General features: G+C 77.4%; 5 protein-coding genes. All 5 read left to right on the top strand.

What is annotated here, in order from left to right; all coding sequences use genetic code 11:
- Positions 1-2669 (top strand): lantibiotic dehydratase (locus tag NOD94_RS38610; RefSeq protein WP_281210925.1); only part of this gene is annotated, 2669 nt, incomplete at its 5' end.
- A gap of 29 nt (positions 2670-2698) precedes the next feature.
- Positions 2699-3847 carry a lantibiotic dehydratase C-terminal domain-containing protein gene (locus tag NOD94_RS38605; RefSeq protein ID WP_281210924.1) on the top strand — a complete coding sequence of 383 codons (1149 nt, stop codon included), beginning with the start codon at positions 2699-2701 and terminating at the stop codon, positions 3845-3847.
- Positions 3844-5706 carry a hypothetical protein gene (locus tag NOD94_RS38600; RefSeq protein WP_281210923.1) on the top strand — a complete coding sequence of 621 codons (1863 nt, stop codon included), beginning with the start codon at positions 3844-3846 and terminating at the stop codon, positions 5704-5706. Before NOD94_RS38605 ends, NOD94_RS38600 begins: the two co-directional genes overlap by 4 nt.
- Positions 5703-7685, top strand: a complete 1983-nt coding sequence (locus tag NOD94_RS38595) for a TOMM precursor leader peptide-binding protein (protein ID WP_281210922.1) — start codon at positions 5703-5705, stop codon at positions 7683-7685. Before NOD94_RS38600 ends, NOD94_RS38595 begins: the two co-directional genes overlap by 4 nt.
- Before the next feature lie 72 nt (positions 7686-7757).
- A partial coding sequence (locus NOD94_RS38590) for a thiopeptide-type bacteriocin biosynthesis protein (protein ID WP_281210921.1) occupies positions 7758-8821 on the top strand: 1064 nt, incomplete at its 3' end.

Genomic DNA, 8821 nt, shown 5'->3' with positions numbered 1-8821 from the left:
GCCTGCCGCAGCCGCCGCACGCCGCGGCCGGTCGGCCGGTCCGGTCCGCGCCGTACGCGCTGGTCCGGGCCACCGTCCTCGCGCATCCGGCCCAGTCGCCCGACGCCGCCCGGTTCCGTGCGCTCGCCGCCCGCCTTCACCGGATCGACGCCGAGTCGCTTCGCCTCACCGGGTCCCTCTGCGACGCCCTGCACGACAGCCGCGGAGACCACCCCGAGGACTTCCACCGCGACGTCGTCCTGCCCCTGCGCCGCGCCCTGCACAACGGGCGCGAACCCCGACCCGCCCTGCTGGACCGCCTCGGCGACCTGCCCGACCGGGTGCCGCAGCTCGCCGCCTGGACCGCCCTGCGCACCCGCCGCGCCCTCCTCCTCACCCGGCTCGACGCCGCCACCGAGCGGGCCCTGGCCGCAGAGCGCGCGCAGCTCGCCGCCCTGTGCGGCGAGCCCGCCCTCGCCAAGGCCGTCGCCTCCACCAGCGCCGACCTGCTCCGGGCCGTGGAACGGGCCGCCACCGGCGCGACCGACCGCCGGGCGCGCAAGGAGGAACCCGCCGTACTGCGCTACGCCCTGCGGGCCAGCACCAAGACCAGCCCCCTGTCCTGGTTCACCGCCGTCGGTTGGGGGCCCCTGCCCGGGAATCCCGCCGGCCGCGTCGTCCCCTCCTGGGGCGCCGCGACCCTGTTCCAGAGCCCCCCGCGTTCCGTGGTGAAGGTCAACCGGACCCTGACGGCCGCCCTCACCGTCGCCCTGCTCGACGCCCCCCACCGCCGCACGGCGTTGCCCCACCGCATCACCAGCACCGCCCGGGTCACCGGGGGACGGGCCGCGTACTCCCGCGACCGGACCGCCTTCGCCGGCGGACGCTACCTCGTGGCCGGCGAGGACGAGGCGGAGCTCGCCCACGGTGGCCCGCTGCGCCTGCTCACCGGCCGAGCGGGGGAACCCGTCCCCCTGGACGAACTCACCGGCATGCTGGCCGCCTCCCTGACCACACCCGGCAACGGCAACGCGAACGGGGCCGCGGCGGCCGTCCGTTACCTCGACCGTCTCGTCGAGGCGGGCCTGCTCGTGCCCGCCGAGCCGGTCCCGCCGCAGGACGACGATCCGCTGGGACGCCTCGCCGACTGGCTGCGCGCGTTCGGCGCGGACCACGCCGAGGACGCGGCACGCGCCGACCGGCTCGACGAACTGGGCCGTCTGACCGCCTCGTTCGCCGGGACCCCCGCCACCGCGCGCCCCGCCCTGCTCGCCGACCTGTCCCGGCGCTGGCGGGACGAACTGACCGACGCCGGGCGCCCCGTCCCGCCCGTCTCGGCCCCGCTCACCGTCCTCACCGAGGACGTCGTCGCCCCGGACCCGCTCGTCCTCGACGGGTTCCTCGACGCCCCCGACCACGAGGCACTCGGAGAGATCACCGCGCTGGCCGAACTGTTCGACCTCGGTCACCTCGTCCGCCGCGTCGTCCGCGACCGCTTCGTCGCCCGTTACGGGCCCGGCGGCACCTGCCCCCACCCGTGGGAGTTCGGCACCGAGGTCACCGGGGCCTGGGACACCGCCGCGCGGCTCCCCGTCCTCGACCCGGGGGACGGAACCCCCCTGCCCACCGGGGCGGCCGAACTCCTGGCCCTGCGCTCAGCCGTCATCGACGCCGTCCGGGAAGCCGCAGTCGCCGCACCCGCCGGCGCCCACGAACTGGTCCTGCCCCCGGACCTCCTCAAGACCCTCGGCGCGCAGCTCCCCGGCTGGACGCTCGAACGGCCCCTGGGCTACGCGTACTTCCTCCAACGGGACCCGCACGACGGCCTGCTCTGCGTCAACCACGTCTACGGCGGCTGGGGCCGCTTCAGCAGCCGCTTCCTGGACGCCCTGGACCCCGGGGCGCGCGCCGCGGTGTCCCGGCAGATCGGCCGGGGCCTGAACCCCGGCGCCAGGGCCGCGCAGATCCGCCCCGTTGGCGGGTTCAACGCCAACCTCCATCCCCTGCTCGTCCCCGACGAGATCGGCACCGACCGCCGCACCGCCTCCCTGACCGAATCCGACCTGGAACTCGTCCACGACCGGACCACCGACCAGGTGCGCTTCCGGCTGCGGGACACCGGCGAACTCCTCGACGTCCTCTACGCCGGCTTCCTCGCCCCCGTCCTCCTGCCGCACCGCCTCGGCGCCCACCTGAGCGACCACCCCCACGGAACCGTCGACTTCAGGCCCCTCATCCCCCGTACACCGCTCCCCGCGCCCGGCGGCACGGTGACCCGCAGCCCCCGGCTGCGCCACCGGCAGGTCGTGCTCCGGCGGGCCCGCTGGGTCCTGCCCCCCGACTCGGTCCGGGCCCTGCGCGCGGACCTGGCCGCCGCCCCCCACCCGGCCGAGGCGGCCGCCCGTTGGCGCGCACTGCTGGACCTGCCCGAACAGCTCTTCCTGCACCCGGCCGGCACCACTCCCACCGGGCGCGGTGCCGAGGACTTCCTGAGCCGACTGAGCCGCCCCAAGCCGCAGTTCGTGGACCTGGGGAACGCCCTGCACCTGCGCTGCCTGGCCAAGTGGCTGGCCCGCCACGACGGCGGCGCGGTCCTCGAAGAGGCACTGCCCGCACCCGGCGGCCTGGCCGCCCCGACGCGTGCGACCGAACTCGTCCTGGAGGTCAACCGGCCCGGGCGGCCGCGATGACCCGCCCACCGACCACGCAGGAGGGCACCGTGCGTGAAGCACGCCCCCGCACCACAGGCGTCCGCGACGTGGTCGCCTCCTACCACCACCCGGTCAAGGCGCCGCTGCTGCGCGAGGTGCTCCTGCCGTCGGCCCGGTCCGCGACGGCCCGGGGTCTGGCCGTACACGTCGAACGGCACTGGCTGCACGGCCCCCACCTGCGGTTGCGCCTCCAGGGGCCGCCCGAACAGGTGGCGGCCGCCGCCGAGTCCGTCGCCGCCCGCATCCGCGCCTGGATGGAGCTGCACCCCTCGCGGGGGGATCTCACCGAGGCGCGGCTGCTGGAACTGGCCGCCGAGGCGGGCCGCGCCGAACTCATCGCGCCGCCCTACGGACCCATCGCCCCGGACAACACCGTCCGCACCGAGCCCGCCGACCGCTCCTCCGTGCGCGCCCTCCTCGGCGATGACGGCGCCGCCCTGCGCGACGACCTGCTGCGGACCGGCCTCGGCGCGCTGGAGGCGGGCGCCGGATACCTGGGGGAGCAGGGCGACACCGCGGGGGCCCGACTGCGGCTCGCGGTGACCGCGCTCGCCGCGCACGCCCGCGCCCACCCCGGGGGACTGGCCGGCGGCCACTGGTCGTACGTCTCCCACCTGGAGGACCACCTCCTCCACGAGGACCCGGACGGCCTCCTGCGGGAACGCTTCGACGACCACTGGGAGCGCGCGGGCGGCGCCGTCACCGCCCTCGTCGGACGGATCGCCGACGGCGACGCACAGGGCTGGGAAGGTGCCTGGGCGCAGTACGCGCGGGACGCCTGGCGGCTGACCCGCGGCCGGTACGACGACGGCGCCGACCTCCGCGGAGTCCCGCAGGAGTACCGGGCCCGCGCCGCCGCCACCGGCGACGCGGCCGCGGCGCGGCGCTGGAACCACGAAACCCGCACCCGCTACAGCGAGTTCCACCGTCTGCTCGCCCGGTCCGACCCCGACGGGAGGATGTGGAGCCGCCCCGACTACCTGGTGTACCGGGCGTGCACCAACGGCCTGTACCGGCTCCTCGCCATCTGCGACGTCCGCCCGGTGGAGCGGTACCTGGCGGCCCACCTCATCGTGCGCGCGGTCCCCGCGCTGACCGGCTGCGACTGGCGCACCGAACTCGCCGCTGCCGCCGCCGCGACGGAGCACCGAGCATGACCCCCGGAACCCGACCCACGCCGACGGCCCAGACGCCGGGCACCGCCGCACCGGGCACCCCTGCGGACGCTGCTGTTCCCGGTCCGCCGGCTCCCGCGCCGGCCCTCCCCGGGCGGCCCGTACGGAGGTTGCGGCCCGGGGTCGCCGTGACCCCGCTGCGTGACGGCCTGCACCTGCGGGGCCGGCGCGGGAACCTCACCCTGGAGGGCAGCTCCGCCCTGCCCCGACTGTGGCGACGACTGGAGGCCGTGCTGCCGGACGGGGGCGTCGAGGACCTCCTCGACGGAACGGAACCCGGCTCGGCCCTGCACAGGGCCGTGGAGACCCTCCTCGCACAACTCGACGCCCACGACATGCTCGTGACGGAACCCGCCCGGCCACCGGCGCCGAACGGCTCCGACCCCGCCGCTCGCGGCCCGCTCGCGCGGTGGCTCGGGGCGAGCGCCCACCACCCCGCCCGTGCCGCGGCCGCGCTCGCCGCCGCCCGCGCCGAGGTCCTCGCCGGAGCCCCCGAGGAACCCCTCGCCCGGTCCGCCGGCGACGCCCTGACGCGGGGCGGGCTGCCCGTCACGTACACCGCCGACCCGCACCTGCCCGAGGGCCGGATCCTGCTGCGGATCCTCGGCGCGGGCCCGGACCGCGTCCTCGCCGTCGGACGTACCGGCGGCACGGGCTGGGTCACCGCACCCGGCAGCACCGCCCAGGCCCGCTCCGACGCGGAGGCCCTGGAGGCCCGGCTCGGGGGCGGTGCGCCCGTACGGTCCGCCGCGCTCGTCCCGCTGCTCGCCGGCGCGGCCGCGCACCGACTGCTGAGCGCGGCGGCCGGGCTCGCGGACCCGTCGACCGAGGGCGACGACGGCGGGCTGCAGCCCGGCCTGCCCGCCGTGCTCCTCGCGGACTCACGCCCCCTGAGGGCCGAGTACCGCACCTGGCTCGGCCCCGACCGGATCGACGCCGACCGACGCACCGCCGCCGCCCCCGCCACCACGCTGGGCGAGGCGCTGCGCCGGGTGGCCGTCCTCACCGACGAGCGGTGCGGGGCACTGCCCGAACCCCTGCCGGGGGAGCTGCGGCAACTCCCCGTTCCGCTCGCCGCCTGTCTCCTGCCCGGACTCCCGCCCCACGACGGCCGGCCGGCCGGGGGAGCGCCCCGACTGGACCTGGCCCGCCTCGAAGTGTTCTGCCGGGCCGCCGAACACCGCCTGGGCGAAGCCCTACCGGGGGCCGACTACACCGTCGGGGCGAACCTCGGGCACGCCCGGGGACGGGCCCTGCGCGAGGCGATCTCCCGCCGCTCCGCCGTCGCCGACGGGCAGCAGGCCCTGGCGGAGCCCGACTGGTCCGGGCACCCGCAGGTCCGCCACTGGTGGACGACCCTGACCACCCGCCTCGCGGTGCCCGCCCGGCTGGAGGTCTTCCGGATCGCCCCGGGCGAGGAGGCGTACCGGGCCGTCGTGCACCGGGTGGCCGCGTTCGGCCGGCGCGACGACGGTGTGCCGCAGCCGCTCGGCGACGCCGTCGAGGCGACCCCGGGCGACGCGGCGGCGTACGCCGCGCTGGCCGCCGTGGCCACCTGCGCCGCCGGTCCCGACACCGGACGGGCCCGCCCCTCGGGCGGCGCCGTCGCCCCGCTGGCCTCGGCAGGGGCGCCCACGGCCGACTGGGAGGACGCCGGATGGACCGGGGGCTGGCTCGCGGAGACCGCCGCCCGAGAAGACGCCTTCCAGGGGGCGCTGGCCCGGCTGACGGGAACGGCCCTCCCCGAGCGGCCCCCCGCCCCGGACCGGGACCCCGCCCTCGCCGGCCTGCTGCGCGCCCACGGGTTCACCGTCCTACCCACCCCGAGGATCACCCGATGACCACCCTGCCCGACATCCCGCCCACCCCGGCCCGGGACCTCCTCGGCCCCCTGCCCGTCCCGCTGTTCGACGGCGTCGCGGCCGCGCGACGGCATGCCGTCGGACCGGCCGTGGTGCTGCTGACGGAGTGGACGCTCGGCGAGGCCGAGGAGCTCAGTCGGTACGGGCTCGGGCATCCGGTGGCGCTGGTACCCGTACGTCTGGACGGGCCGCTGGTCGTGATCGGCCCGGTGCTGCGGCCGGGCGCGGCGGCCTGTCTGTGCTGCGCCGAGTACCAGCGGTTGGCCACGGACGGCGGCCGGGTGCCCTGGCGCAGCCCCGGCATGGCGCTGTCCGGCGTACCGTCACCGGCGCTCGGCGGCTCCCTGGCCGCCCTGGCGCTGGACCTCCTGGACGACGACGGGGACGAGGAACAGGGCGAGGACCACGGCGAGGACCAGGGCGGGCCGCGCCCCGACCGGGCGGACGGCCGCACCGCCGTCGTCCACGTCGTGCACCAGGGACGCGGCACCTGGTCGACCCACCGCGTCCGCCCCGTCGGTGGCTGCGAGGCGTGCCGACCCCTGCCGGCGGATTCCCCGGCCGGTGTCGCACCGCTGCCCTCGGCGCCCCGCCCGCTGCCCGACCCGTACGTCCTGCGGGCCCCCAACCCCCGCACCACACCGGACGGGTTGCGCGCCGCCCTCCACGACACGCGGTTCGGTCCGGTCCGTCGACTGCTCCGGGCGGAGGACTCGGCCTTCTCCCTGACCAGCGCGTTCGTCACGGACGGCCGGCTCGCCGACGGCGCCGGATACGGCCGCGCCGGCGACTTCGCCACCAGCGAGCGGATCGCCCTGTTCGAGGGCGTGGAGCGGTACGCGGGCATGCGTCCGACCGGCCGCCGCACCGTTGTGCGCGCCTCCTTCGCCGAACTCGGCCCCGACCGGGCCGTGGACCCGGAACGCCTCGGCCTGCCGGACCCCGCCCACCAGGGTCACCCGGCGTCACGGACCGTCCCTTACACGCCGGACCTCGAACTGGACTGGGTGCACGGCTGGTCGCTCACCCGGCGGCGGGTGACGGCCGTGCCCGAACACGTGGCCTACTGGGACGTACCGGGTCCCGACCGCCCGCGCGTCGTCTACGAGTCCTCCAACGGCTGCGGACTGGGCAACAGCCCCGAAGAGGCGGCGCTCTACGGCCTGTTCGAGGTCGCCGAACGGGACGCCTTCCTGATGGCCTGGTACGCGGCGACGCCCCTGCGCCGTGTCGAGGCGCCCGCCGGGGACCTCGACACGGCCCTCCTCGCGGACCGGGCGGCGGGGGTCGGCTACCGGCTCGTCCTGCTCGACGCGACGAACGACTTCGGCGTCCCCGCCGTCCTCGCCGTCTGCCGCTACGAGGGCACCCATCCGGCGGCGCCGCGGATGTTCCTCGCGGCGGGGGCCCACCACGACCCCCGCGCGGCGATCCGCTCCGCGGTGGCCGAGGTGGTCACCAACGTCCTGGAGTCGGTGCACCGCTCGACCGACGAGGGCGGCCCGCGCGACCCGCGGCGACTGCGGCCGATGCTGGACCGGCCGGACCTGGTGGTGACGTTGGACGACCACGTCGGACTCAACACCCTCCCCGAGGCCCTGCCCCGCTGGGAGTTCCTGTCGGCCGACGACGCGCCCCTGACGGTCGAGGAGGCATGGCCGGGCGCGCCCACCCCGGTGCACGACCTCGGCGAGCTGCTCGGCGCGACCGTCGAGCGGCTCGCGGAGAAGGGCCTGGAGGTCATCACCGTCGACCAGAGCGAGCCGGGCACGCGGGAACGCCTCGGCCTGCACTGCGTGAAGACGGTGGTACCCGGATCCCTGCCGATGACCTTCGGGCACGTCAACCGCCGGACCCGGGGCCTGCCCCGGCTGCTGGAGGTGCCGTACCGGCTCGGCCGCGCGGCCCGCCCCCTGCGCCACGAGGACCTGACGTTCCACCCGCACCCCTTCCCCTGACCCCGGGCGGCCCGCCCCACGGGCCCCACCCCACCCGACCCCCGCCCGCCCGCGCCCACCCCGAGGAACCACGTGACGACCACCGGCACCTGGCACAGCCACCACCTCTTCCTGCACTGCGGTGCCGAGGAGACCGACGCCTTCCTCCTCCGGTCCGCGGCCCCGCTCCTGGACGGCCTGGTGGAGTCCGGACACGCCGACCGGTGGTTCTTCATCCGGTACGGCGAGGACGGTCCCCACGTACGGATACGGGTGCGCGGCCCGCGGACGGCAAGCCTCGGCCGGCTGCCCGACGAACTGGCCCTGGCGGCGAAGGAGGTGCCGTCCGTGCCCGGGCCGTGGCCCTCCCGCCACGGGGAGGTCCGCACCGTGCCCTACGCACCCGAGACCGGCCGCTACGGAGGTCCCCGGGCCCTGCCCGTCGCCGAGGAGGTTTTCACCGACTCGACGCGGGCCGCCCTGGGCGCCCTGCGGGGACTGCGCGGCGCCGCGGACCGCCTCACCCGCGCGGCGGACCTCGCGCACGCCACCGCGTACGGGCTCGGCATGGACCCCCTCACCGCCGCCCGCTGGTTGCGCCGGCACGCGGCGGGCTGGCGCTGGGTCGAGGAGGTGCCGCTGCTGCCGGGCGCGGCCGTGCACAGCCGGGTCAACTCCGTCCACGCGGCGCAGCGCGAGGAACTCGTACGGCGCGCGGAGGACCTGCGGGAGCGGCTCGCGGCGGGCACCGCGCAACCCTGGCTCGTCCGGTGGACCGCCCGGGTCCGGGAGGCCGACGCCCTGGTGCGGGCCGGGGGAGGCCCGGCCGGCGGGTCGGAGGGGTTGTCGCCGGAGGCGTCGCGATGGGTCTGGGCCTCGCAGCTCCACATGCTCTTCAACCGGCTCGGGGTGACCCCGGACGAGGAGCGGGCCGTGTGCCGGCTGGCCGCCCGCACCCTGCTGGATCCGTGGGGGACGGCCGGTTCCCCGCAGGGGGAGGCCGGCTACTTCCCGTCGGGGCACACCGCGCCCGACGTGCAGTACCTGGAGCGCAGCAAGTTCCAGATCGGCCGGGGCGAGGACACGGCGCTGAGGTCACCCGCGGCCGGCACGCGGCCGGCGCCCGCCGTCCACGGCCGGCCGGAGGTGGCCCTGCC

Source organism: Streptomyces sp. Isolate_45 (assembly GCF_024721315.2).
GTDB lineage: Bacteria > Actinomycetota > Actinomycetes > Streptomycetales > Streptomycetaceae > Streptomyces.
The sequence above is the reverse complement of the archived record's forward strand: the minus strand, read 5'-3'. Positions and strand labels throughout refer to the sequence as shown.